Source organism: Pseudoalteromonas sp. 2CM32C, assembly GCF_023161925.1.
GTDB lineage: Bacteria > Pseudomonadota > Gammaproteobacteria > Enterobacterales > Alteromonadaceae > Pseudoalteromonas > Pseudoalteromonas marina.
In genome coordinates, this window is the sequence record NZ_JALNTI010000006.1 from 181,282 (window position 1) to 208,217 (window position 26,936).

Consider the following 26,936-nt stretch of genomic DNA (forward strand, 5'->3'; position numbering starts at 1 on the left):
GACGACTTTATGCCACCTACAGTTCTAATCGTTGAAGATACGCAGTCTTTAGCAATGATGTACCAATCCTACTTATTACCAACGGGTGTTAATACACTTGTGGCAAGTGATGGCCAAACGGCCATGGATATAATTAATAAGGTTCACCCCGATTTAATTGTACTTGATGTTATGCTGCCTGATATGAATGGGCTTGATATTTTAGCGACATTAGAACCCGATAACTCGCCTCAAGTTGTTGTATTAACTGGTCATGCAACAAAAGAAATGGCTATTCAGGCAATAAAACTAGGCGCGAGTGACTTTTTAGAAAAACCAATAGAAGCAGACCGCTTCAGAATAACGGTTAACAACGCGCTTAAAATTAAAAACTTAAAGCAAACCGTTACACAATACAAAAATAAATACGAAAACGGAAAGTACTTTGATTTGATTGGCAGCTCAAAGCAAATGCAGTCTGTTTATCAAATTATAAGTTCGGCGTCTGCCAGTAAGGCCACTGTTTTCATAACAGGTGAAAGTGGCACGGGTAAAGAGTTGTGCGCACGAGCTGTTCATCAAGCGTCTAATAGAGCGAATAAGCCCTTTGTCGCCTTAAATTGTGCAGCAATACCAAAGGATTTAATTGAAAGTGAAATTTTTGGGCATTTAAAAGGGGCGTTTACTGGCGCCATTGCTAATAGAGTCGGTGCTGCAGGGCAGGCTAACGGCGGGACGCTGTTTTTAGATGAATTGTGTGAGATGGACATAAATTTGCAAAGTAAACTTCTGCGATTTATTCAAACAGGGAGCTACCAGCAAGTGGGTAGTGAAAAAGAAGTAAAAGTTGATGTTAGATTTGTTTGTGCAACCAATAAAGACCCGCTTATTGAAGTTGAAAACGGCCGTTTTAGAGAAGATTTATATTACCGACTCCATGTTATTCCTATCGAGCTGCCACCTCTAAGAGCGCGCGGAACAGATATTATTGAAATTGCCGAAGCCTTATTTGTAAAATTAGCGTTAGAAGAAAATCATCCTTATAAAAGTATTTCAGAAGGCGTAAAACAGTTGCTTATGCAGTACAGTTGGCCAGGCAATGTAAGGCAGCTCGAAAATGTGATCCGTAATGTATTGGTACTTCATCCTGAACAATATATTGATACCGATATGATCCCCGCATTACCGGTCAGTTCAAAAACGCAGGCGCAACACACGCCAATTATCAGCGAGCAGCTAGTAAGTACTGAAACACCCGCCTTTGATATGGCAACATCACAAAGCGAAGTTAAACCCCTATGGCTTGCAGAAAAAGAATACATTGAGCACGTTATAAAAATATGTGTGTCGAATGTGCCTAAAGCCGCATCACTGCTCGATGTCAGCCCTTCGACGCTGTACAGAAAAATTAAAAGCTGGGAAGAGCTCGAGTAACTTTATGTACCTGTGTAAGCTTTTTGCAAGAGCAAAAATTGTTGTTTTCCCGAAAATCGCTCCTCAAGGATGTTATACGCGTTATTGATAATTTTTTTAGTCTGTTCTTCAGGAAGTAAAAGCAGCTTTTCGACCTGATATTGGCAGTGCTGTGCATTAGCTTCTAACATTAAAAAACCTGTTTCATCGTGTTTAATGATGCTAGGAATTGCACCAACAGCACTGCTAATTATAAACTTTTGCTCAGAAATAGCCTCAAGCAATGCCATGGGAAGTCCTTCTTCCCTAGAGCAAATGAGCAACACATCAATTTTGCTCCATATATCATTACGTTCAACAAGGCCATGATACTGCAGATTGTGTAAGTTCGGTACCTCACCTTTTAATGGGCCATCTCCAAAAATATGAAACTTAATGTCTAAATCTTGCTGCATGTTTTCAGCTAATCTACAAAATATATCCGGTCCTTTTTCAAAAGATAGTCGCCCCACAAAACCAATATTTAAGGTTTTATTATCACACTGATTAAAGTGACTGTTAGAAGAGTTTATTGCGATGAAGTTTTCGAGCAAAGTGGCGTTTTTTAATGATGCTTTTATTTGCTCTGATACTGCAAAATTGGTCGATAATGGAGAAAGTAATTTATCTAGCTTATTGTAAATTTTTAACTTACCGGTACCCGCTTCGCCAGCATGATAGGTACTAATACAGCGATGCTTTGTTACTTTACATGCTAAACGGCCAAATATTCCTGCTTTGTAGCCGTGGGTGTGAACAACCGTTTTTGAGTCAAACGTTTTTAACTTTTTAAGTAAGCTGCTTAAGTTTCCTTTTAAAAATTCATACCTTATATTTTCTTTATTAAGCAGATCATAAAATGCTTGATTTTTATGATCCTCATAAAACATAATGTTATTGCTAATGCGGTTTTGAGTAAGAAGCTTTGAAAGTTCAACGAGGTGTGTTTCTATACCACCGAGCATCGAAGAGTCGACAAATAAAACAACGTTGTAATCCATAACTGACCCCAAAAGATATATATGATTAATTACTCAACAATTGAACAGCTCAAAAGTGATGTAGGCAACGAGTTAGCAGTAGAGCTGCTAAAAACGTTTATAAACGAATCTAAAAAAACAATTGATATTTTGATCAATACACAAAACCTCAGTGAAATTGAAATTAGCGCGCATAGTCTTAAAAGCAGCGCGTACAGTTTTGGCGCTTCGGGTCTTGGAGACACGTGTAATTCAATCGAGTCCATTGTAAAAATTGAGCATAGCGCTGAGGAGCTCAACAGTTTGTTAAAAATAGCTGATGAGCAAAGCACAGAGACGTTTAAACAGCTAGAATCCATTATCCAAAATATTTAAAAATGATTACTCAATTGAATGGGCATTTTTAGTAATCCAGAAAACACATTGTTTAGCTCATCTATGTCATGCAAATGAGCCCTGTTCTTAATGATGTTTTTGCTGCCCTGTAATATTTCTTCAATTGCAGAAGGCGGAATGCTCAAGTCGTACAACTTAAATCCTAGTTGCTCTGCAAGCCAATCCACACCAGCGGTTTGGGTGTTTTTCATTACGCTTTTTTCTTCTTTTGAGTTTTCAATAAAAATACGACACGCCGATGTTTTTTGAATAGCTGCCGCTATATCATTAACTAAAAATGCGGGTAAAATACTTGTGATAATGCTGCCTGGGCCAATAATAATTAAGTCGGCTTCTAAAATGGCGTTTACACAGCCCGGACCTGCAGGAACATTTTTTGATAGTGATACACTTTTAGGTAAAGAAGTCAGTGAATCAATTTCACATTCGCCCATTACTTTTTCATTATTATGCAATTCAGCAACAAGGTCAGTGGGTACTTCTGTCATGGGTAAAACGGTTTCTGTATTGCCAAGCATAATATTAAAATGCGCAATGGCTTTGGTTGCAGATCCGGTCAGCTCGATTAAACCAAGTAGTGTTAAATTACCTAAACAATGATCAGCAAGTTGCCCTTGTGTAAATCTATGTTCGTAAATTGCGTTGAACGTAGATTTTTTACCTGCAAGCTGCAAGCAGCAACGGCGTATATCTCCAAGCGCAATGGTTTCTTGTGAAGCTCTAATTTTACCTGTGCTACCACCATTGTCTGTGGTTGCGACAATAGCGGTTATATTACTACTCATTGGCTTAATTGCGCTTAAAACCTGAGCTAATCCGTGTCCGCCACCAATACACACTATTTTCATTTTTGAGCCTTTGTATTTTTATTTATTTCACATGTAAACTGCATTTATTATTCCAAAAGTTTTATAACAATTAACATGATGATTTATATTGTTTTTTAATCTATATTTAATTGAGCAAGGCCCGTTTAAAATTTCCCTTTTGCAAAACGCGATGCATATTGATGAGGAAAATGAGTGTGAATAAAACAGAACATCTGTGTGTATCTGAATTACAAAAACATTTAATAGATTTAGCTAATTGTGAGTACGGCGCTGATTTGTTGAATCTGTTGAGATCGGTATTTGAGTCAAGGCTTAAATATACTGACTGTATAATCATCAATAGTTACAAATATAGGTATTACGAGACAATAGCGACCACTAATGACCAGTTTAGTAATAAAATGTGGTCTGAGTGTTCTTTGTTTACACAAACAGCTGAGCACGGTTATGTTATATGCCAATACCCTCAACAAATTGAAGAGCTTGAATTTTCGATTTTATATTCAATTCAAACATTAAAACTAAAAAATTCTTTATTGTTTAGTGTGAACACACAATTTGATAAAGGCATATTTATTTTTACAAATGTAGATGCACAGCAGTGCGAACAACTTGTTAATTCAGACACAATAAAAATATTGTTGCAGCAGGCGTTTTTTACGTTAATAAGTCAAATTAAGTTAGCTAAACAAACGGACAAAGCTTTATCGCTTATACATAAATTTACGACACTCTCTAGCCTATTTAAAGAGTATGGGTCAGAGTGGTTTTGGCGATTAAACCCGCTAATGGTATTTGAAAGTATTAATAATATTGAAACTATAGGGAATATGTACGATCAGCTTTTTATTGGTCATAAAATTGAACACATCATTACAGATAATGAAAAGCAAAATACAGAAAAATGGCAGCAATTTAACCAGCTAATTGATGACCGTAACGATTTTCATGATTTTGAATTTGAGATTGAAGCCGATAAAAATTTTTGGGTCATATTAAGCGGTAAACCTCTTTATAATAAGTTAGGACACTTTTTGGGTTACATGGGGCTTGCAAAAAATATTACTATTTCTAAACAGCGCGAGTTTGAACTTCAGGCACAAACCTTAAAAGCAGAAGAAGCAAGCCAAACAAAATCTAAATTTTTGAGTGTGATGTCTCATGAAATTAGAACACCTATTCATGCCGTTATGGGTATGATTGAGTTACTACTTGATACAGAGCTTAGCCCCGAGCAACAGCAACTTGTTAATTATGCTAACTCTAGCACTGAGATCTTATACGGTCTAATAACTGATGTGCTCGATTTTTCAAAAATCGAATCAGGCACGGTTTCATGTCTAAAAAAACCATTTGATATAAAGCTACTAACTGAAAATATAGTAGGGCAGTTTAATATTATTGAAAAGTCAGATGATATTCTTTTTACAACGCACATCGATGAAAGCATCCCACAATACGTTGTTGGGGATCAGTACCGATTAGGACAAGTATTATTTAACATAATGAGTAACGCGTTTAAGTACACAACACATGGTCAAATAAATTTAAATGTAGTTTTACAAAATGAGCAGCTCGTTTTTGAAGTGAAAGACTCGGGTATTGGTATAGCTAAAAAGCATTTAGATTTAATTTTTAAGCCATTTAGCCAAGTGAATGACAGCATAAACCGCAAAAGTGAAGGGGTTGGTTTAGGGTTAAGTATTTCAAAAAATTTATTGGGCATAATGGGAGGAAAAATAACAGTAGATACCCAGCTTGGCTTAGGTAGTACGTTTACTATTTCTATTCCATTTGAAGAGGCCCACACAAGCGATATTGTTGATAATGTAATTTATACACAATCGGCACTGGCTATTTTAGTCGCTGAGGATAACAAAACAAATCAAGTCCTTATTAAGGCGTATTTAGAAAAGCTAAATCATAAAGTTACGCTTGCTAATCATGGGCGTGAAGCGATTGACTTATTTTCGCGTAAAAAGTTTGATTTAGTATTAATGGATATCATGATGCCTGAAATGGATGGTTTAACAGCAGCAGAATATATAAGAGATGAATTAGTCAGCGATGTACCAATTTACGCATTAACCGCTAATGCAGAAAAAGATAATAAAGCATCCTGTTTTAAGGTGGGAATGAATAAGGTGCTTACTAAACCAATTAAATTTCAAGAACTCGAAGCTGCTTTAAAAGGTGTATTTCCACGTTGAAATAACGTAATTGATGTGTAGACACTATATAAAATAGAACTTAGGATAAGTTAAATTTTATAGTCTAAGATGATTTGTATTTTTAGCTTTAGCCCAACCCACTATTTAATTATTAACTTGCTGTTTGCTAATAAATTTATAAGGAATATTATGTTTTTTGCCTTTTTCAGGGTTTTTATTTCAGCCCTTGTTATACCAGTTATACTCATCTTAACTGCAACCAAAAGCTATGGGGTAGGATTTGAAACGTTGCCTAAAAAACAATTTAATGTCCTTTTATTCACCAAAAACGAAGGGTGGCATCATAAGTCTAAAACTAACGCCGTTAAAGCAATTAAAGGTTTAGCTAACAAACATCATTTTAATTTAGTTTGGCACGAAGAAAGTCATTATTTTAATGACAAATATTTAGCTAATGTTGATGTCGTGATCTTTTTACTAACCACGGGAGATATTTTAAACACTCAAGAGCAAAAAGCATTTGAGCGATTTATAAAATCTGGAAAGGGGTTTGTTGGAGTTCATAGTGCGTCTGATACTGAGTACGATTGGCCGTGGTATCAAAGGTTAGTAGGGCGCTCTTTTAGTATTCACCCAGTTATTCAAACTGCAGTTTTAAGTAAAGTGGCAAATACTAGCTTTATTGGTTTAAATCATATGCCACAACAAATGTTATGGACTGACGAATGGTACGAATTTGGTCCAGAACTGAGTAAATTAAACTATTTACTAACGGTAGATGAGCAAAGTTATAATCCACATGTTGACTGGGGCAATAATAAAATAGGTAAAGGTATGGGGGCGTTTCATCCAATTTCGTGGTACCAAAACTATGACGGTGGCCGTTCATTTTATACGGCTCTTGGGCATACAAGCGCGGTTTATAACAGTGAGTTTTTGACCGAACATATTTTTGGTGGCATATACTGGGCTGCAACTGGGAAAGGCTTAAATAAGAAGTAATTATCTCACGTTTGAAAGTTTGATGAGCTTCTTTGGCTGTTTATCCTTACAGCAGTTTGATTATTGCTTTAGTTTGGCGAAGTTAAATATGTATGCGGTTTTTATTTATTCGCTTATAAACATTAAACGATGATTTATGCTCTCACCCAATGTTTTGCTGCCGCCTGATAACGTATATATTTATGGGTAATTTTTAGTATTTTATAACCAAAGCTCCTTGTTCAAATCTAAAGTAATTTATAGCAAAAAACCTCAACGTTACTGTGTGTATTTTGGTGATTTTGCAATTGTGCATTTATAATAACGTAATTTTTTAGATTATATGAACAACAAAAATTTAATTTTTATCAACAGGTTAGGGTTTTTGGCGGCTGAAAAACGCCCGTCTCAATAACTATTGTGAACATTTCTGATCTGTGTGATTGGTTCTTAATAAAGTTTGCCTCGGTTTTAAAACCGAGGCTATGTCATTATAGGTAACGGTTAACAATATTCTCAAGCAGTTCTTGGCGTCCTGATACCTGCTTTGGGTTGATATCTTGTCCATGTACTAAGGCTGAAAGGCTCTCAAGTGATTGCTCACCATTTAGAATGCTTCGACCTAGCTCTTCTTTCCAGCCAGCGTAACGTTTTTCAACAAAGTCAGACAGCTCGCCACCTTCAATCATTGCTGCTGCATTGAGTAATGCTTTAGCCATTGTATCCATACCGCCAATGTGACCAATGAATAAGTCATCGCGTTCACATGATTGACGACGAAGCTTAGTATCAAAGTTAAAGCCACCTGTTGTAAAACCGCCATTTTTTAAAATTTCATACATGATGAGTGTGCATTCGGCTACATCGTTAGGGAATTGGTCTGTATCCCATCCGTTTTGCATGTCGCCACGGTTAGCATCAATACTACCCATAATGCCTTCTGCGCAAGCAACGGCAATTTCGTGATGAAAGCTATGACCTGCAAGTGTTGCGTGGTTCGCTTCAATGTTTACTTTAATTTCGTTTTGTAAGCCATGCTTATGTAAAAAACCTGCCACTGTTGCTGTATCGTAATCGTACTGATGTTTAGTTGGCTCTTGTGGTTTTGGCTCAATTAATAATGTGCCTTTAAAGCCAATTTTTTTCTTGTGCTCTACCACCATTTTTAAAAAGCGTGCGTACTGTTCGCTTTCTTGTGCAAGGTCTGTATTTAGTAGTGTATCGTAACCTTCACGGCCGCCCCAAAGTACGTAGTTTTCACCGCCTAAACGATGTGTAATTTCCATTGCATGTTTAACTTGCGCTGCTGCATATGCATACATATTAGGATTAGGGTTTGTTGCACCCCCTGCACAAAAACGTTTGTTTGAGAATAAGTTAGCAGTACCCCAAAGTAATTTTATACCTGTACGCTGCATTTCTTTTTCGATAATGTTTGCTATGTGCGTTACGTTATCGTGACTTTCTTGAAGTGTTTTACCTTCAGGGGCAATATCAACATCATGAAAACAAAAGTAAGGAACGCCTAGCTTTTCGAAAAACTCAAAAGCTACTTTTACTTTTTGTTCCGCAAGTTCTAATTGGTTGCCGACAGGTTGGATCCAAGGACGGTCGAATGTACCTTCACCAAAAATATCAAACCCTGTAGAACAAAAGTTATGCCAGTAACACGCTGCAAAACGAAGGTGCTCTTTCATTGTTTTACCAAGAACGACTTTATTTTCGTCGTAGTAACGAAATGCAAATGGATTTTTAGAGTTTTCACCCTCAAATTTAATTTTTTCTACGTTTTTAAAAAATTGCTCATTCATGATGTGCTCCATTAATTTTATAATCGTGTGTTAAAAGTGTTTTTTTAGACTCTGGTAAAGTGCTTTGTATACGGTGTATTGCTGTGCGTAAAAGTCTTGCATGATTGGATCTGGATCAATTGTTTGCGTTACTTTGCCGTTAACACACACTTGTTGTGCAGAGAGTTGTGTTACTGCTATTCGGGCAATTCTTGCAGCGCCAAATGCGGGACCAACTTCTGAGCCTTCTCGGTAAATAAGGGGACGATTAAGTACACTTGCGATGATTTTCCCCCATAGCGGGCTTTTAGCGCCACCACCAATGACGGTTACATCGTCAATTTGCGCACCAGCATCAAGCAGTACTTGTTGGCCATCGGCAAAGGCAAAAGCAACGCCCTCCAGTACTGCACGGCCAAGGGCTGCTGCATCGGTATCACTGTCTAAACCAAAAAACACGCCTTTGGCATCGGGGTTATTGTGCGGTGTACGTTCGCCAGTTAAATAGGGTAAAAATATCACTGAACTTGGTTTGCTAAAGTCGCATTTACTTACTTGTTCAAGAAGTGCGCCTTCGTTTTCAAAACCGGTTAATTGAGTAACCCAGTTTAAACAGCTTGCTGCGCTTAACACCACTGACATTTGGTGCCAGGTGTTTTCAATACAATGACAAAAAGTATGTACTGCACCTTCAGGGTTAGGCAGGTATTTTTCGTTAGCAACAAAGTAAACGCCCGAAGTACCTAATGATAAAAACGCTTGTTTTGGCTTTACTACGCCAACACCGGCAGCGCCTGCGGCATTATCGCCACCGCCTGCAACAACAGGTACTTGCTCCATTCCCCATTTAGCAGCAACTTGGGCTGTTAATTTTCCTGTAATTTGTGTGCCTTCAAAAAGAGTAGGCATGTGTTGCTCTGTTAAGTCGCAAGCACTAAGCATTTTTTGCGACCATGCTCTTTTTTCTACGTCTAGCCATAATGTGCCTGCAGAGTCAGACATATCTGATGCAAAATCGCCGGTCATTAAAAAGCGTAGGTAGTCTTTTGGTAATAATACTTTGGCTACTTTTGCAAAGTTTTCTGGCTCAAACTCTTTTAACCACACCAATTTAGGTGCAGTAAAACCCGGCATTGCTATGTTGCCGGTAATATTACGAGAATTAGGTTCGCGTTTCTCAAGCTTCACACATTGCGCTGCGCTGCGCCCGTCGTTCCATAAAATGGCGGGGCGAATAATATTATTGTTTTTATCAAGCAGCGTAGCGCCATGCATTTGCCCAGAAAGGCCTACTGCCTTTACTGACTTTAGTAATGCAGAGTGAGTATTTTTAAGCTCCTCGATTGCACTACATGTTGCAAGCCACCAATCTGTAGGGTTTTGCTCAGAAAAAAGTGGTGCAGGGCGTGAAACGCTCAAAGATCGACTCGCTTGAGCAAGCAATTGATCTTGCTCGTCTAAAATAATTACTTTTACACCTGAAGTGCCTAAATCGATACCAAGGAACATAATTGATGTACTTAAATGTTGTTTTAGTGTTAGCGCTAACATAATTGATTTAATATTGTTAAGTCAAGCTAGTTTTCAAAGAATGCTTTATAATTAACATTTAAGTTTGTTACATAGTTAGTGATGAATTTCAGAAGTCAAAAAATAAATTAAGGGAATAAATTTTAAATTATTGGCGAAAGACAATCTAAATTCATTATATTTTCAAGGGCTAGAGCAAAAGGCCATTAATTTATTCAAAATTAAATGTAATATGCTGTTCGGGTTTATTTTTAAGTGTGTTAATGAAAAGGTATTGGTTGTATTTTTACTGACTTTGTTGGCTCTAACATCTGATATTATTATTTTGATTCTGTATTAATAGTAATTATCTAAAACACAATGCAAACAATATTAGACTTCGCCATTATGTATAATAAAAAATTAAAGTTAATTATAATAACCGATTGATTGTGAGTAGGTAATAAGAAATGGCCGACCTTAAAAGAGCAAGAATACAAGATGTAGCCGAAAAGGCGGGCGTATCAATGATGACGGTTTCGCGCGTGCTCAACCAAGACAAAAAAGTAAGCGACAAAACCCGCGAAAAAGTAATGACGATTGTCGAGCAATTAAACTACAGACCTAATGTGTCAGCTAGGCGCCTAGCTAGTACTAAGTCATTCTTTTTAGGACTGTTGTACGATAATCCAAGTGACTCTTACATAAGCCAGTTTTTATTGGCAGCACTTAAAAAATGCCGCGCATTGGGCTATCACCTTGTTGTTGACGAAGCGCATACCGATATTGACAAAACAATTGAATCGGTAAAGCAGCTTATTGATGTTACACAGGTTGATGGCATGATTTTACTGCCTCCAATGTGTGACAACGAACAGGTTTTAGATGTACTAACTAAAGCAAATGTTCCATTTGTAAGAATAACGCCAGATACAAAATTAAATCGCTCCCCTTATATATGCATGGACGATTACCAAGCGGCGTTTGATGTTACAGAGCATTTAATAAATCAAGGGCATAGCAAAATTGCACATATTATTGGTGACACTAAACAAGGTGTAAGCCGTTTACGTTACCAGGGCTATTTAGATGCATTGCGCTCTAATAAAATAATAACGCCACCTGAGTATATAGAGCAGGGCAGTTTTACCTATCAATCGGGTATGGAAGCGGCAATGAATTTACTTTCGCTTGATGATAAACCTACAGCTATTTTTGCTGCAAACGATGATATGGCAGCCGCCGTGATCTCAATAGCTCAAAAACAAGGCATTAATATTCCAAGCGAACTGTCGGTTGTTGGTTTTGATGACACGCAACTTGCAACCATAGTGTGGCCAAATATTTCTACGGTAAAACAGCCCATTAATGAAATGGCTGAGCTTGCCATTACTTTACTTGCATCGGGTCAGTATAACGATTTAAGGAATGTAAAAAGCGTAGACTTAAGGCATATTTTAGATTTTGAACTAATAGAAAGAGAATCAAGCTCAGCCAATAAAAACAACTAAATAAGCGATTATTTAGTATTATGTAGACGATTTAGAAAATTTGCTTAAAGTTAGTGTTAATACTTTTTTATGAGGTTCAATCAAAAAGAAGGCAATGCGTCTAATCAATTAACAGAATAGACGCAAAGGGTTGTAGTTCTAAGTTAAATAATTCATGACGGTAAAATTATACGTTTTCTAGTTTCGTTCCTTTGGTTTCAGTTACTAAATAAATAACAAAAAGTACTGATATAAAAGCAAAAAAAGCATAGAGCGAATACGCAAGTGCAAGCCCTCCGCCAGCTAGCAGTATCGGAAAGGTCATGGTGACTAAAAAGTTAGCGAGCCATTGAGCAAGTCCTGCAACCCCTAAGCCTAATCCCCTTATGTTATTTGGAAATATCTCGCCGAGCATTACCCACATTACTGGACCCCATGAAAGATTAAAAAAGAATACATATAAGTTGGCCTGTACAAGTGCGGTAAAGCCCCAGTCGCCAAGTTGTAATTGTCCTTGAGGGTCTATAGTGCCGTTAGAAAATGCAACAACTAAACCGACAAGTGAGAAGGTCATGCCTATTGATCCAATTAGTAAAAATGGCTTTCTGCCTATTTTATCTATAAGCGATAAGGTAATGAAACAGGCTACCAAGCTGATTACGCCACTAATAATATTGATAAAAAGCGCATCTGATTCTGAAAAGCCAACTGCTTGCCAGAGTACTGCTCCGTAATAAAACACCACATTAATACCGACTAGTTGCTGTAGTATGGCAAGCCCAATTGAAATATAAACTACAGGTTTTAGGCTAAAAGCACCTGTCTGAAATAAGTTAGTTATTTTTGTTTTTTCGCTGTTACCTAATGACTGCCTAATTTCTTCCCACATTGACTTGGCGTTTTTAGCACCAAATAACTGTGATAAAGTTTTTAAGCCTGCTTGTTGTTTGTTTTTCATTGCTAAAAAACGCGGGCTTTCTGGAATAAAAAGTAAAGTGACTAAGAACATAGTTGCAGGAACTAGCTCTATCCAAAACATCCATCGCCACGTATCAAAGCCAAACCAAAGTACGTCGGTGGAGTTACCAGATATTTGTACTAATGAATAGTTACTTAAAAAAGAGAAAAATAATCCTAGAATAATAGCAATTTGCTGAATAGAAGTAAGCGTGCCACGTAAACGTGCTGGGGCAATTTCGCTTATATAAGCAGGTGTTATTATAGAGGCTGCACCTACTGCTAACCCACCAATTAAGCGATAAATTATAAACTCTCCCGACGCCCCTGCAATGCCTGAACCCCATGCACTGATAATAAAAAGAACAGCGGTCGCTAGTAATACCTTTTTACGACCAAAATGGTCGGCACTCTTACCTGCTATTAATGCACCAATAGCACAGCCTAAAAGCATACTTGCTACATTAAATCCTGTTACTACATTGTCTGAGTTAAAAGCACCTATAAGCCCATCAACTGTGCCATTAATTACACCGCTATCAAAGCCAAATAAAAAACCACCAATCGCAGCTACGCACGCAATAAAAAATATACGTAGCAAATTCTCATTTTCATTATTTGCTAATTTAATAGATACACCACTGAGTGTGGGATCTGTTGCTGTATTTTCCATTTTATATATCCTAAATTTTTATTATTTTTATAAAACAATGTTAGTTACTGTAAATTTATCTTTTGGTATTTTAATACCCTGTCCAGAGCCTACTGTTATAATTAAACGTCCTTTGTAAGCAACGGCAATGCCTTGCTCATTAATATAAGAGAGTTTATTTTTAGGAATAGTAAACTTAATATCGTTTTTCGATTCGTTTTTTAGGGTAATGTGTTTAAAGCCCACTAATTGCTTATTTGGTGTTTTTACCGGTGCATCAGGCATAGAGATATAAACTTGAACAACATCGTCAGCTGAAAAACTGCTTTGGTTGGCAATTGTTGTTGTTAGGTTTAAGTCTCCTGAGTCTGCGTTTATTGAATAACGTGTGTTTTTGTATTTAAAATCAGCATAACTTAAGCCAAAACCAAACGGGTAAAGTACCTCACCTTCATAGTACTTATAGGTACGGTTTTTCATTGAATAATCTTTGAAGTCAGGTAGATCAGATACAGACTTGTAAAATGTAATGGGCAATTTACCTGATGGGCTATAGTCGCCGTAAAGTAGGTTTACTAGCGCACTTCCGGCCGCTTCACCTGGATAGAAACCTTGGATAATTGCGTCAATATTTTCGTTTTCCCAATTTAATGCCATTGCACTACCGCTCATATTTACAAGTACGATAGGTTTTCCTGTCTGCTTTAGCTTTTTGAGCAAATTAAGTTGGCTTTTAGGTAAATTAATATTGGTGCGATCACCATGAGAGAACCCGTCTATTTGCAGTGGCATTTCTTCACCTTCAAGATTAGCACTAATGCCTCCTACAAATACAATTACATCCGCTTCATTAGCATTACTGAGTGCTTGTTGTGTAAGCCCTTGAGGGTTTTTCAACCAAGTAAGACTAGCCGTTGGATTAATAACGTTACTATGCCAATAGTGGTTAAATTTAGATTCAGCGTTTAGCTCGTAACTTTGATTTTTTTCAAGTGTTATAGCGCCATTTACGCTCTGGCCATTAAGTGTGAAATCAACGTTGTTTGATTTAAAATGATACTCAGCAGTTTCTTGGGGTTTAATGATTCCTGTCCATTTTACGGCAAATTCTTGTTCTATAGAGTTATCAATAGGAGAGCGCTCCCAGCTAAAATCTAGGTTTTTTTCTATTTGACGCTTTACAGGTTGGCGGTCAAAATTACTTGAAGGATAGTATTGTGCAATTAATCCTGGTTGCATTTGATTATTATGATCTAGATGAAAAAAATGCTTTGCTTCAATAGGCTGGTAATGTGTATAAACTTCACCGGTAATACTTGAGCCTGCAGTATACGTAAGGTTATTTTTGCCTAAACGTTGTTCAAGTGCTAGTTTAGGTGTTATTGGAACTATTGGCATGCCATTGTAGTTGCCTAACAAAATAGCTTCGTTATCAGCATTTGGACCTATAAGGGCTATTTTTTCATTTCCCTTTAATGGTAGTACTTGCTCATTTTTTAAAAGTACTAATGATTTTTGAGCTGCTTCTTGTGTTAAAGCTAAATGTTTATTAGAGCCTACAACATCTATAGAAGTGTCTGAATATGGTACATTTTCGGGGTTATCAAACATGCCAAGTTTAAAGCGGGCATACATCAACCGTTTTAAGGCTTTATCAACATCTTTTTCTTCTACTAAACCTTCTTTTACTGCTTGCGTTAAATAACTGTATGTATTGCCATGGTGGTCACCGCAATTTAAGTCAGTACCGGTTTTAAGCGCCATCGCCGCTGCTTTTGCCTCAGTATTTACGATGTTATGTGACTTTACATCGTAAAAATCTGCAATAGCACCACAGTCCGATACAATATAGCCATCAAAATTAAATTCATCCCTTAGTTTATTTTGAATAAGCTCGTCGTTTCCACAAGCCGGCGTGCCATTTACGCTATTGTAAGCACACATTACAGATGCAACTTTTGTTTGTGCAATGACATCTTTGAATGCAGGGAGGTAGGTTTCAGCTAAGTCTTTCTCGGATGCTGTATAGTCGTCGCTATGCCTTGAAACTTCTGGGCCACTATGTACTGCATAGTGCTTAAGTGTTGCAACTGATTTTAAATATTCAGCATTGTCGCCTTGCAAACCATTTATAAAATTAACTGCAATTCGCGTTGTTAAGTATGGATCTTCACCGTAAGTTTCTTGTCCGCGTCCCCATCGTGGATCTCTAAATATATTAATATTTGGCGACCAATAGGTAAGGCCTGTGTACATAGAACGGTTATTTTCTTCTAAAAAAGCATGATGTTTAGCTCTGCCTTCATCAGAAATTGCGGTACCAACTCTTAACATCAAGTCTTCATCAAATGTAGCAGCAAGACCAATTGCTTGCGGGAAAACTGTTGCTTTCCCCGCTCTTGCAACACCATGGAGCGCCTCGTTCCACCAATTGTATTCTGGTATGTTTAATCGCTCAATTGCTGGGGATTTATCAAATAGTTGAGCAACTTTCTCCTCTAATGTAAGCCTTGTTACTAAATCGTTTACGCGCTCATCAATAGAGGCTGATTCGTTTAAATACAGTGGAGGGGTCTGTGTTGATTGTTCATCTTTAGCGCAGCCTACTAATACAGCAAATGCTGTAAGTACAAAAAGACTTTTTATATTTTTATTAACCATTGTTATCAACTCTTTATTTGTGTGTGATAAAAATAAATTAACAAAGGAAATTATTAACGTCGTCTAAGTGTAAGTTAAATATGAATTTGAACGTATAGATACACGTATTAACGTAAATTTATACATCTCTTAAAGATAAAAACAGTTAATTTTGTTAATATATTGTTTATTTTAAGTTTTATTTTATAAGCTTTTGATTCTAATGGTTAATATATCAAGATGACAGTATTTAAACTCAGCGTCATGTTCAAATAAAAACTAATTTTGGCGTTCAAATAGATGTATTTGTGGTTAGTTAGGCGATTTTACCCGCTATTTATCTGATTCTAGCTTTGCATGATAACCACACACACTAAAAGGGTTGAAATTTAAAAAATACGATCAGTACTTTTTGAACTTCAATGAGGGAAATTAGAATGATAAAAAAACAGAACAGTACATTTAAGCTGTCCGTAATTGCATCTGCGATTATTGCAACGTCTTTATCCGGCAACCTATATGCAGCTCAAGAAGATGACAAAAAAAAACAACAAGACGAAGATATTGAAGTAGTAATAGTTCAAGGAACACGTTCAAATTTAATCAATGCACAGAATATGAAACGTGAAGCTGAAACCGTTCTTGATGCTATATCTGCAAAAGATATTGGGTCTCTACCGGATAGAAGCGTCCTTGAGGCAATAACCCGTTTACCGGGTGTTTCTATTGAACGATTTGCTGCTGCAAACGATCCTGATCACTACGGCGTTGAGGGAAGCGGTGTTGTTGTTAGAGGATTAACGCACACACGAAGCGAGTTTAACGGTCGTGATACGTTTACTGCCGATTCAGGGCGAGGGTTAAGTTTTCAGGATGTTCCACCTGAATTAATGGGTTCTGTTGAGCTGTTTAAAAATCAGTCGGCAGATATGATAGAGGGCGGCATTGCAGGCACGGTGAATCTAGTGACGCGAAAACCTTTTGATGCAGAAGGGCGTGTAGTTGCTTTTACACTAGATGCTAGTTACAGCGAATTTGCAGACGAAACAACGCCGTCATTTTCTGGCTTATACAGCGATATATTTGATTTAGATGCTGGCAGATTCGGTGTACTCGTTAATTACTCGAACTCCGAGTTAAAAGCGCGATCGGATGGCGCCCAAATAGGTCGGTACGAGCCACAAAACGAGTTAGTTAATGGGCAAGCAATTTTTGCTCCTCGTACAACGCGTTTGACACGAAAAGAAGATGATAGAAAAAGGGAAGGTTTTGCTGGTGCGCTTCAGTTTGAAAACGAAAGCAAAACCCTTTTGGCCACTGCTCAATTTATACGTTCTGATTCGTCATTAGCATGGACTGAGCATGCGATTGAGATGGCGGATGATGCTGTAATTAATGACTTAGTTGCCTTAGAAGGCACTGAGTTTGAAGTAACAGAGCAAGGCTTATTTGAATCAGGTTTCATTACATCAAATGCGGGTTGGCGCGGAAACGATGCGCAGCGACAACCATCTGGAGAGTTTGGTGCACAGCATGCCATGGTTACTCGCTTTAGAGAGCAAGATAATTTAGTTGACGATTATGGCTTTAATCTTAAATATCGACCAAACGATTCATGGTCGTTCAATTTTGACGCCCAATACGTTGAATCTACCTCTGAAATTTTTGATTTTTCGATTATGGGAGCAACAAGAGCTGTAGTCGGTATAGAGCAAAACGGTGATGATTTACCCGATATTACATTATTAGACCCAGCCAATAGCGGCGACACTGGTTTTTTCACTGATCCAAATAATTATTTTTGGCGCAGTGCTATGGATCATATATCTGATAATGAAGGTGATGAAGTTGCTTTTGCTGCTGACACACAATATACATTTGATAGTGGCTTTTTTACCAGTGTTAAAGTAGGCGCTCGGTATGCTAAACGCGACCAAACAACACGCCAATCTACTTATAATTGGGGTTGGTTATCGGAAGCATGGGCTGGCAATGGTAATGCATGGTTTGATGCAGAAGGTGATGAGCTAGGTGCAAGCTTAAACAATAGCTATGAGCAATTTACATTTGATAATTTTGCTAGAGGGGGGGTACTCAATGTTGCATCTGAGGGCGCTTTTTTATTTCCTAGCGAATCATTAGTTAGAGATTACGTTAATGCTGAATCAGCGTTTGCATCTCTGTCGCCAAATTGGCAGCGTTTATCAAGTCGTGGGGACGCAATAGGTAACTTCTTAAATAACGAGATTAATGAAACCTCTGAAATAAATAATGCTTTTTACATCAAGGGTAATTTTGAAGGTGAATTAGGCAGCATGTTTTACAGCGGTAATGTAGGACTTCGTTATGTAAAAATTAAAAATGAAACTGATGGCTTTTTAACGTTTCCAGATACAGTGGGTGACGTTAACGACCCATCAGACCCAGATAACTTTTTACCCCCTGAACAAGCCGCATTTGGTAATGCAGGATTTACAGAACAAACAGCAAGCAGTGAATATACTAATATTTTGCCAAGCTTAAACGTTAAACTTAATTTAAAAGACGATTTAATTCTGCGATTTGGTTTTTCAGAAGCCATTGCATTACCTGATTTAGGAAACTTAAGAAACTTTGTAAGCATAACACCTGAAGATTTGGTGATTACTTATGATGAAAGCTCAGATGATCGACAAATTACAGACGCTCGTTATTCTCGTTATACGGCAAATTCAGGCAATCCATTCTTAAAACCAATGGAGTCGTATAACTACGACTTAGCGCTTGAATGGTATTTTTCTGAGGGAGTGGGGTCACTTACAACATCATTTTTCTATAAAGACATGAGTAACTACTTTATTAATGGCTCAGTGGATAGAGAATTTACTAATAATGGCGCAACACAGGTGGTACAAGTAAACGGTGCTACCAATGGTGATGAAGGTTCTGTGCAAGGTTTTGAACTGGCTTACCAGCAGTTTTACGACTTTTTACCTGGTGCCTTTAGTGGCATTGGTATGCAATTTAACTATACCTATATCGAGGAAGAAGGATCGCCAAATGCAGGGCTATCACCAGATAAACCTGACTCAACAGAAGGCGATAATGTGGCATTTGAAGGATTACCTCTTGAAGGGCTTTCTAAGGATAATATCAATTTAGTCGCTATGTATGAAAAGTACGGTGTTAATGCGCGTTTGGCATACAATTGGCGTTCTGAATATTTATTAACAAGTAAAGACGTTATAACGCAGCTTCCCATTTATAATGAGGCTGGAGGCCAACTTGATGGGTCTGTCTTTTATAATATCACTGACTCGTTTCAATTAGGTCTACAAGCCACTAACCTAACTAACGAGGTTGCCAGAACTTCAATGCAAATAGACAATGATAACAATCGAGTGTCTCGCTCTTGGTTTGCCAATGAGCGAAGGTTTAGCATTATTTTGAAAGGTAATTTTTAACCCTCTTAATAAAAGCACGCGTTATTTTTTATTTCGCGTGCTTTATTTTTTTTAGGTAAACATTATGAATGATGCAAATAATATAAAATCGATTGTTATTGTAGGTGGTGGTTCAGCAGGTTGGATGACCGCCTCTGCGTTAGCGAAGGTAATTGGCTGCGATAATTGTCAAATCACTTTAGTGGAGTCTGCAGACATAGGTACTGTATCTGTAGGTGAAGCTACAATCCCACAAATTCAATTATTTAATACCATACTTGATATAGATGAAACTGAGTTTATACGTTTTACTAATGCGACGTTTAAATTAGGTATAGAATTTATAGATTGGAAGGAAAAAGGACACCGTTATTTTCACCCATTTGGAAATTATGGCACTAATATGGAGGCACTGCCTTTTCATCACTTTTGGTTGAAAATGCAAAATGATCCTGAATTTTCCGACTTATCTAGCTACTCACTTGCATCGGTCGGTGCGTATGCAAATAAATTTATGCATCCGCCAACTCAGCAAAACAGCGCGTTAGCAGGTATTAATTATGCTTATCATTTTGACGCAACACTTTATGCTAAATTTTTAAGAAATTATGCCACAAGCAGAGGAGTGTGTCGTATTGAGGGTAAAGTTGACGAGGTAAACCTAAACCCAGTTTCAGGGGAAATTGAATCGTTAGTTCTTAATGATAATACGGTATTAGATGGTGATTTATTTATCGATTGCTCTGGTTTCAAGGGCTTATTAATTGAGCAGGCTCTGAAAACTGGATACGAGGATTGGACTCATTTATTACCGTGTAATAAAGCGATTGCAACGCCGTGTTTATCAAAAAAGGCACTTAACCCTTATACTCAGTCTACAGCACAAAGTGCAGGTTGGACGTGGCGAATACCACTGCAAAACCGAGTAGGTAATGGGTATGTATATTCAAGTGAATTTATGAGCGATGATAAAGCACACGCTTTACTTTTAAATACAATTGAATCTGAAGCTTTAGCAGATATTAACCAGCTGCAATGGGTAACGGGTATGCGCAAAAAGAGTTGGAATAAAAACTGTATCGCTATTGGTTTATCAGCAGGTTTTGTAGAACCGTTAGAATCAACCGGTCTGCATTTGATTCAATCGGCGATAGCAAAATTAATGACATTATTCCCTAGTAAAGATTTTACACAGTGTGATATTGATTTATTTAATCAGCAAACTGAGACGGAATATCATCGTATACGTGATTTTATTATTTTACATTATAAACTAACAAATAGAGATGACAGTGAGTTTTGGCGTTATTGCAAAAACATAGAAATGCCTGATTCGTTGAAGCAAAAAATAGAGATGTTTAGTGAAAATGGTCGTATTTTTAGACATGATAACGAGCTATTTAACGAAACATCTTGGCTTGCAGTTATGCACGGTCAAGGGATTAAACCTAAAAGCTATCATCCATTGGTTGATAGGCTATCCCGAGATGAAATAAAGCGTAGGCTTAAAAATATAGAGTCGGTTATTAGCCGCTCTGCTGATGTTATGCCTGATCATGATGCGTATATTTTAAAAAACTACACGCGCTAGCTTTAGGGGTTTAACTCGAATTTTTGTTTTGGCTTTCCCAATATTCTTTTCTAAATTGAGTGGGTGTTACGCCCACTAGTTTTTTAAAAAATGTATTGAAAGTTGCTTTGCTGTTAAATCCTGCTTTATCCATAATGTCTAACATGGTCACTGTTTTATTTTCCTCTAAAAGTAACAGCCGTTTACTTTCTTCAACTCTGTAATAATTTATAAACTCAAAAAAGTTTTTACCAAAGTGCCTATTAATTATAGATGACAAGTTTCTTGATCCCATACTTAACTGACTTGCTAGGTTATCAAGTGTGAGTAAATGGTTTAAATAAGGCTTATTTTGTAGCAAATAGCTTTCGATCTTTTGTATTTTTTCGGGTTCAAACGAATCTGGTGCTTTATGCTGTTCAGCTGTTAGTTCATCGTCAATACCCTGAAATATTCTTGAATTACCAGCACTAAAGTAGATTAAACTTGTGATTAATAAAAGAATTGCATAATTAGCTGTAAGCCCAAGTAATTCATGGTCTACTAGAATACCTATCTCGTAAGACATAATAATACCCAAAGAGACAAATATTGAATTTAGGTGTACTACTAAAAAACCAATGACAAGGAATTTAAGCCAAGTTAGGTCGACACTCTCAAGCTCTGCAAACTCATTTTTAATGTTTTTTTGGTATTTTTGTAACTCTAAAAAACATAAAACGCTAATTGAAAATCGAAAGCACTCCCGAAAAAAATAAATAGCTCGGTCAATAAATGCTGTGGTTTCAATTGTGTCATTTTTAAGTACATCTAATTTGATGCTATTTTCTATCATAAGCCAATCAACAGTGAAATAAGCGGCATAAAAAATGAACGGTATGAATAATAGCGAATCGCGTTTTTTTAGCTGATAGTTTTTGTTAACTAACGATTTGATATAAAGCAGAAGCAAAGGGACTTCCAACCAAAAAGCTAATCCAAATGTGTAAAATAGATTTGGGGATAAACTCAACGCAAACGCTCGAAATGCCTCACCAAAGTTAATAAGGTTATCCGTAGGAATTGCAGCTTGAGTTAATAAAAAGCAAGCAAGTAAATAGTTACTAAGTTTATTACCCTTTTTTAATGTTACTAAAAATACACTAAATGATAAGCATATAAAAATGGTAAAAATTAAAGCGAGATCGTGAGTGTTAAAAAGTACTTCTTTCACAATTTAATACACCTTTATTAAAATTTTTGTTTGGTACACGTGTGTTTTCATTGTCGTTGTATGTTATCTAATAATCTTTAATATTTGAAATAGCCAGGCGTTCAAATAGAGTAAATTGCGTGCATTTATACGCTTAAAACCTCTATTTGAACGACATTATGCCGCATTTGTTATAAAACTGTTTGCCACACTAACAAAGTATCAGGTTATTAGATTAATGAAATTAACTTATTCTTCATTTTTACTTGGCTCTTTTATGAGCTTTGCGTCTGTTAACACAGTTGCTAAAAACGATATAACACTTTGGCCAACTCTTGAACCAGCAATAAAAAAAAATGCAGAGTTGGAAACACGTATTACTCATTTAATAAGCCAAATGTCACTAGAACAAAAAGTGGGACAAATGGTACAAGCAGAAATAACCTGGGTAACGCCTCAAGATGTAAAAAAATATCATTTAGGATCGGTTTTGAATGGCGGTGGAACATTTTTACATAATAACCGTAATGCGAGTGTATCTGATTGGGTGTCTTTTATGGACGAGCTTTATTTAGCCTCAATGGATACATCACAAGGCGGTTTAGCTATTCCCGTTACATATGGCATTGATGCAGTACACGGCAATAACAAATTTATTGGTGCTACTTTATATCCACATAACATTGGTTTAGGTGCAACACGTAACCCAGATTTAATTTATAAAATTGGAGAAGCAACAGCGAAAGAAGTATTACTTGCAGGTATAGACTGGACATTTGCCCCAACACTTGCCGTTGCAAGGGATGATCGATGGGGTCGAACTTACGAAAGTTATTCTGAAGACCCTGAAATAGTTGCCAGCTATGCAAAAGAAATGATTGAAGGCCTTCAGGGGAAAGTAAATACAGCTAACTTTTTAGATGACGATCATATTTACTCTACCGCAAAGCATTGGGTCGGTGACGGAGGCACCTATCAAGGCATTGATCAAGGTGACAACCAAGAAAGTGAAAGTGATTTAATTAAAAATCATGCGGCGGCATATTTGCCAGCTCTTAAAGCAGGTGTGCAAAGTATAATGGCCTCTCATAATATGTGGAATGGCTTGCGCTTACACGGCAGCAAATATCTCCTTACCGATGTTTTGAAAACGCGACTTGGTTTTGATGGTTTTATAGTGGGTGATTGGAATTCGCACAGTAAAATACCCGGGTGTACCAATGATAGCTGTCCGCAGGCTGTTAATGCTGGACTAGACATGTTTATGGTTGTAGAAGATTGGAAAGCTTTTATAGGTAATACAGTAGAGCAGGTTAAAGATGGAATTATCCATGTTGAACGTATAGACGATGCAGTTAGGCGTATTTTACGCGTTAAAATACGTTCGGGGCTATTCGATAAAGGGCTTCCATCAACACGTAAATATGCTAACCAAAAACAATTATTAGGTGCTCCTGAGCACAAAGCAATTGCTAGGCAAGCAGTTAGAGAATCGTTAGTGTTGTTGAAAAATAATAATAACCTTTTACCACTTAACCCAAATAGTAAGGTATTAATTGCGGGTGATGGTGCTGAAAATATGAGTAAGCAAACGGGTGGTTGGACAATTAACTGGACAGGTGAAGGTAATGTTAAATCTGATTTTCCAGGGGGAACGTCAATTTTTGATGGTATAAAGCAAGCGGTAAACAAAGCGGGCGGCAATGCAGTGCTAAGCCCTGATGGTAGTTTTGATGTAAAACCAGATGTTGCCATTGTTGTGTTTGGTGAAAATCCGTATGCAGAGTGGATTGGCGATCTAAAATCAATTGCTTATCAGGCTCATTCTCACCGTGACGCCAAATTAATCGAGTCATTGAAATCACAAGGTATAAAAGTTGTATCGGTGTTTTTATCGGGCAGACCTTTATGGGTAAACAGAGAAATAAATGCATCAGATTCGTTTGTAGCAGCTTGGCTACCTGGTAGTGAAGGTGTTGGTGTAGCTGATGTTTTGTTTAAAGATAATGATGGCAATATTCAATTTGACTTTAAAGGCAAGCTTTCCTTTTCATGGCCTAAATATGCATCACAAGTTGTATTAAATCGTTACGATGAAAACTATGATCCACTTTTTGCATATGGATTTGGGTTAACCTATAAAGATAATGTGATGCTTAATAAATTAAGTACAAAGAATGACTTTATTTTTCAAACACCTGTCAACACCCCTTATCAAATAATGCAAGGAAGAGCGAAAGGGGACTGGAATTATCAATTGCAGTCAGGTGGACAAACAAAAGACATCCACACGCCATCAGGAAATATTAAAGGCTTAACGATGATTGAAGCCGATAAAAATATTCAAGGTGATGCAAAAGAATTTACGTGGAGTGGTGCTAATAATGCTTCTGTACTGATTAGCTCATCCTGGTACCGAGAAGATCTATCTCAATATTTGATCAATAAAAGCGCGCTAACGTTTGATGTGAGAGTCGAAACCCCTCCTAGAAATGAACTTTATGTTCAAATGGGATGCGCAAAAGGTAAATGCGCAGAGCTGAATATTTCGCCCATGCTAAAAGAGTTTAAATTGAACACCTGGAATACCGTTTCTATAGATTTATTATGCTTTGCTAAAAGTGGAGTGGAGTTTGAACGCTCGAGTGCCCCCTTTGTGTTAACAAGCGAAGGCGCAGCTAAAATACGAATTGCTAATGTTCAATTTGAACCCAATGCGCAAAAAATGGCCACTTTAAAGTGCAGTGAATAATAAACAAGAGCACTTATTATAACTTAATAGCAAGTGCTCTATTTTTTGCTTCGACATTATTTATACGAAAGGGTCATATGAAACATATTATTTTATCATTACTGCTACTGAATGTGCTTGCTCTGACCTCTTGCTCGGTATTAGTAAAAAAAAATCCTAGTAAATTAAGTAAGTTATCCTCAAATCAGCAAATTGCAATTAATCAATTAGGCTACTTAAATAAAAGTGAAAAAATTGCTGCAATACCGAACGTAACAGCTTCGCAATTTGATGTAATTAATGCGAAAACGAACAAGGTGGTTTATACCGCTCAGTTGAGCGCAGCTAAAATATGGACTCTTTCTGGCAATGATGGTCACAAGCTTGCCGATTTTTCTGAAGTTGTCACTTCGGGTCACTATTTTTTGCGTGTAAAGGGTGTTGCAGATTCTTCATTATTTCGAATTAGTGATGATGTTTATGATTCACTTAGTAAAGCCGCTTTAAGATATTATTATTTGAACCGCTCTAGTACTCCTATTGAAGAGAAGTTCGCGGGAATTTATGCAAGACCAATGGGTCATAAAGATGACATTATTGGTTATCATCCTTCTGCTGAGCCAAGGTACAAAGGCAAACGAATAGACTCACAAAAAGGATGGTATGATGCAGGCGACTATGGCAAGTATGTTGTTAACTCAGGTATTAGCACGTATACACTGCTTGCAGCGTTTGAACATTACCCTGATGTTTATAAAAAACAAACCCTAAACATACCTGAATCTGAAGATAACGTTCCTGATATTATAAACGAAGCCCTATGGAATCTTGAATGGCTGATCACTATGCAAAGCGATGATGGGGGTGTATATCATAAGCTAACAACTCGTGAATGGCCAGGGAATGAAATGCCACATGAAGATCAACGCCTACGCTTAATAATAGGGAAATCAACAGCAGCAAGCCTTAATTTTGCAGCTACGCTTTCGATGGCTAGCCGGGTGATTGAACCTTACTACCCCAATAAGAGTAAGCAATATTCAAATGCAGCCATAAAAGCATGGCGTTGGGCGCTTTTAAACCAAACACAATATTATGAGCAACCAAGTGATATTAAAAGCGGTGAATATGGAGATCATTATTTAAAGGATGAATTTGCTTGGGCCGCTGCAGAGTTATTTATAACCACTAAAAATAAAAACTTTTACACTATTTATAAAGAGATAAATATTGATTACGTGGCTCCAGCGTGGCGAAATGTATCGTACCTTTCTTTGAGTAGTTTGCTGTTTAAAGCAAAGGACTTATTATCTAAACAAGAATACGAAGCCCTTAAAATAAAGCAAAATGACTTAGCTGATATATATTTAAACCAACATAAAAGCAGTCCATACAATGTTGCTATGCAAAAATCAGACTTTGTATGGGGGAGTAACTCAGCCGCGTTAAATAAAGCGATGGTTTTGCTACAAGCCGCTCAGATAAATAAAAATAACGATTATAAAAATGCAGCTCATGGACTTGTCGATTATGTATTAGGGCGAAACCCTACGGGGTACTCTTTTGTTACTGGGTTTGGCACTAAAACACCTTTGTATCCACATCATCGAATTTCACACAGTGATAATGTTGTTGCGCCTGTACCAGGAATGCTTGTAGGTGGCCCTCATTCAGGACAACAAGATAATTGTAACTACTTATTCAATGAGCCAGCAAAATCATACGTTGACGATTGGTGTAGCTTTTCAACTAACGAGGTTGCGATTAATTGGAATGCGCCACTTGTGTATGTACTTGGTGCGCTCTCTGACTAGCAACTTTATAAGTTTTAATTTTCACAACTCAGTTGATTCTATTTATTGACCCGAGGAAAGCGCTATAAAAGTAGGGAGAAGATTTTCTTGAGTTTATATTTTTTGAATTGGTACGACTGAGTGGATTCGAACCACCGACCCCTACCATGTCAAGGTAGTGCTCTAACCAACTGAGCTACAGTCGTACAATTTTGAGGTTTTACTTAAATATTGGTACGACTGAGTGGATTTGAGTTACTGACCCTTGGACCGGGTGGTCAAGAGTAGGTAGTGCTCTTTCCTTCAATTATACATCTGATTAATATTGGTACGACTGAGTGGATTCGAACCACCGACCCCTACCATGTCAAGGTAGTGCTCTAACCAACTGAGCTACAGTC

16 protein-coding genes and 2 tRNA genes are annotated in these 26,936 nt (G+C 37.3%); 9 read left to right on the forward strand and 9 right to left on the reverse strand.

The genetic code is table 11. The annotated features are described in order from the left end of the window. The first annotated feature begins 9 nt into the window (after nt 1-9). The gene (locus MTF67_RS12815) at nt 10-1,413 is read left to right on the forward strand and encodes a sigma-54 dependent transcriptional regulator (protein ID WP_248519723.1); all 1,404 of its coding nucleotides are present in this window, start codon (nt 10-12) and stop codon (nt 1,411-1,413) included. Nucleotides 1,414-1,415: 2 nt separating this feature from the next. Here MTF67_RS12815 and MTF67_RS12820 read toward each other — a convergent pair whose 3' ends face one another. Continuing rightward, the gene (locus tag MTF67_RS12820) at nt 1,416-2,432 is read right to left on the reverse strand and encodes a glycosyltransferase family 4 protein (protein WP_248519724.1); all 1,017 of its coding nucleotides are present in this window, start codon (nt 2,430-2,432) and stop codon (nt 1,416-1,418) included. Between the two features lie 21 nt (nt 2,433-2,453). On the opposite strand from MTF67_RS12820, the gene MTF67_RS12825 reads away from it, so the two are divergent. Further along, nucleotides 2,454-2,786: an Hpt domain-containing protein gene (locus MTF67_RS12825; protein WP_248519725.1), complete on the forward strand. Its 333-nt coding sequence runs from the start codon at nt 2,454-2,456 to the stop codon at nt 2,784-2,786. On the opposite strand, the gene yvcK is transcribed toward MTF67_RS12825, so the two are convergent. After that, nucleotides 2,783-3,655: a uridine diphosphate-N-acetylglucosamine-binding protein YvcK gene (gene yvcK, locus MTF67_RS12830; RefSeq protein WP_248519726.1), complete on the reverse strand. Its 873-nt coding sequence runs from the start codon at nt 3,653-3,655 to the stop codon at nt 2,783-2,785. The genes MTF67_RS12825 and yvcK overlap by 4 nt on opposite strands. 176 nt (nt 3,656-3,831) lie before the next feature. Between yvcK and MTF67_RS12835 the strand changes: the two genes are divergently transcribed. Then, nucleotides 3,832-5,847, forward strand: a complete 2,016-nt coding sequence (locus MTF67_RS12835) for a response regulator (protein ID WP_248519727.1) — start codon at nt 3,832-3,834, stop codon at nt 5,845-5,847. Between the two features lie 150 nt (nt 5,848-5,997). Beyond that, nucleotides 5,998-6,810 (forward strand): ThuA domain-containing protein, encoded by an 813-nt coding sequence (locus MTF67_RS12840; protein WP_248519728.1) that lies wholly within the window; start codon nt 5,998-6,000, stop codon nt 6,808-6,810. Between the two features lie 470 nt (nt 6,811-7,280). Here the strand turns inward: MTF67_RS12840 and xylA are convergent, their stop codons facing one another. Both xylA and xylB read right to left on the reverse strand, forming a co-directional pair. After that, complete coding sequence (xylA, locus tag MTF67_RS12845; RefSeq protein WP_248519729.1) at nt 7,281-8,600, reverse strand: xylose isomerase; 1,320 nt, start codon at nt 8,598-8,600, stop codon at nt 7,281-7,283. A 30-nt stretch (nt 8,601-8,630) separates the two neighbouring features. Beyond that, entirely contained in the window at nt 8,631-10,088 is a 1,458-nt protein-coding gene (gene xylB / locus MTF67_RS12850) for a xylulokinase (protein WP_248519730.1), read from the reverse strand. A 470-nt stretch (nt 10,089-10,558) separates the two neighbouring features. Here xylB and MTF67_RS12855 point away from each other — a divergent pair, with 470 nt between their 5' ends. Further along, nucleotides 10,559-11,599, forward strand: a complete 1,041-nt coding sequence (locus MTF67_RS12855; RefSeq protein ID WP_248519731.1) for a LacI family DNA-binding transcriptional regulator — start codon at nt 10,559-10,561, stop codon at nt 11,597-11,599. 166 nt (nt 11,600-11,765) lie between these two features. On the opposite strand, the gene MTF67_RS12860 is transcribed toward MTF67_RS12855, so the two are convergent. After that, nucleotides 11,766-13,208, reverse strand: coding sequence for a sugar porter family MFS transporter (locus MTF67_RS12860; RefSeq protein ID WP_248519732.1), 1,443 nt, complete (start codon nt 13,206-13,208; stop codon nt 11,766-11,768). 27 nt (nt 13,209-13,235) lie between these two features. Next, a complete protein-coding gene (locus tag MTF67_RS12865; protein ID WP_248519733.1) occupies nt 13,236-15,848 on the reverse strand; it encodes a glycoside hydrolase family 3 C-terminal domain-containing protein in 2,613 nt (870 codons plus the stop codon). A 416-nt stretch (nt 15,849-16,264) separates the two neighbouring features. Between MTF67_RS12865 and MTF67_RS12870 the strand changes: the two genes are divergently transcribed. Together MTF67_RS12870 and MTF67_RS12875 are read left to right on the forward strand one after the other, a co-directional pair. Then, complete coding sequence (locus MTF67_RS12870) at nt 16,265-19,270, forward strand: TonB-dependent receptor (RefSeq protein WP_248519734.1); 3,006 nt, start codon at nt 16,265-16,267, stop codon at nt 19,268-19,270. A gap of 64 nt (nt 19,271-19,334) precedes the next feature. Continuing rightward, nucleotides 19,335-20,840, forward strand: a complete 1,506-nt coding sequence (locus MTF67_RS12875) for a tryptophan halogenase family protein (RefSeq protein WP_248519735.1) — start codon at nt 19,335-19,337, stop codon at nt 20,838-20,840. A 10-nt stretch (nt 20,841-20,850) separates the two neighbouring features. Here MTF67_RS12875 and MTF67_RS18540 read toward each other — a convergent pair whose 3' ends face one another. Then, complete coding sequence (locus tag MTF67_RS18540; RefSeq protein ID WP_058428792.1) at nt 20,851-22,032, reverse strand: helix-turn-helix domain-containing protein; 1,182 nt, start codon at nt 22,030-22,032, stop codon at nt 20,851-20,853. Nucleotides 22,033-22,249: 217 nt separating this feature from the next. On the opposite strand from MTF67_RS18540, the gene MTF67_RS12885 reads away from it, so the two are divergent. Continuing rightward, complete coding sequence (locus MTF67_RS12885) at nt 22,250-24,763, forward strand: glycoside hydrolase family 3 N-terminal domain-containing protein (RefSeq protein WP_248519736.1); 2,514 nt, start codon at nt 22,250-22,252, stop codon at nt 24,761-24,763. Between the two features lie 77 nt (nt 24,764-24,840). After that, nucleotides 24,841-26,556 carry a glycoside hydrolase family 9 protein gene (locus MTF67_RS12890; protein WP_248519737.1) on the forward strand — a complete coding sequence of 572 codons (1,716 nt, stop codon included), beginning with the start codon at nt 24,841-24,843 and terminating at the stop codon, nt 26,554-26,556. A 108-nt stretch (nt 26,557-26,664) separates the two neighbouring features. Here MTF67_RS12890 and MTF67_RS12895 read toward each other — a convergent pair. Next, nucleotides 26,665-26,741: transfer RNA gene (locus MTF67_RS12895), tRNA-Val, on the reverse strand. 120 nt (nt 26,742-26,861) lie between these two features. Then, nucleotides 26,862-26,936: transfer RNA gene (locus tag MTF67_RS12900), tRNA-Val, on the reverse strand.

Coding starts and splice junctions, on each gene's coding strand:
- MTF67_RS12815 (WP_248519723.1), top strand. CDS start 10: ATGCCACCTACAGTTCTAATCGTTGAAGATACGCAGTCTTTAGCAATG.
- MTF67_RS12820 (WP_248519724.1), bottom strand. CDS start 2,432: ATGGATTACAACGTTGTTTTATTTGTCGACTCTTCGATGCTCGGTGGT.
- MTF67_RS12825 (WP_248519725.1), top strand. CDS start 2,454: ATGATTAATTACTCAACAATTGAACAGCTCAAAAGTGATGTAGGCAAC.
- yvcK (WP_248519726.1), bottom strand. CDS start 3,655: ATGAAAATAGTGTGTATTGGTGGCGGACACGGATTAGCTCAGGTTTTA.
- MTF67_RS12840 (WP_248519728.1), top strand. CDS start 5,998: ATGTTTTTTGCCTTTTTCAGGGTTTTTATTTCAGCCCTTGTTATACCA.
- xylA (WP_248519729.1), bottom strand. CDS start 8,600: ATGAATGAGCAATTTTTTAAAAACGTAGAAAAAATTAAATTTGAGGGT.
- xylB (WP_248519730.1), bottom strand. CDS start 10,088: ATGTTCCTTGGTATCGATTTAGGCACTTCAGGTGTAAAAGTAATTATT.
- MTF67_RS12855 (WP_248519731.1), top strand. CDS start 10,559: ATGGCCGACCTTAAAAGAGCAAGAATACAAGATGTAGCCGAAAAGGCG.
- MTF67_RS12860 (WP_248519732.1), bottom strand. CDS start 13,208: ATGGAAAATACAGCAACAGATCCCACACTCAGTGGTGTATCTATTAAA.
- MTF67_RS12865 (WP_248519733.1), bottom strand. CDS start 15,848: ATGGTTAATAAAAATATAAAAAGTCTTTTTGTACTTACAGCATTTGCT.
- MTF67_RS12870 (WP_248519734.1), top strand. CDS start 16,265: ATGATAAAAAAACAGAACAGTACATTTAAGCTGTCCGTAATTGCATCT.
- MTF67_RS12875 (WP_248519735.1), top strand. CDS start 19,335: ATGAATGATGCAAATAATATAAAATCGATTGTTATTGTAGGTGGTGGT.
- MTF67_RS12885 (WP_248519736.1), top strand. CDS start 22,250: ATGAAATTAACTTATTCTTCATTTTTACTTGGCTCTTTTATGAGCTTT.
- MTF67_RS12890 (WP_248519737.1), top strand. CDS start 24,841: ATGAAACATATTATTTTATCATTACTGCTACTGAATGTGCTTGCTCTG.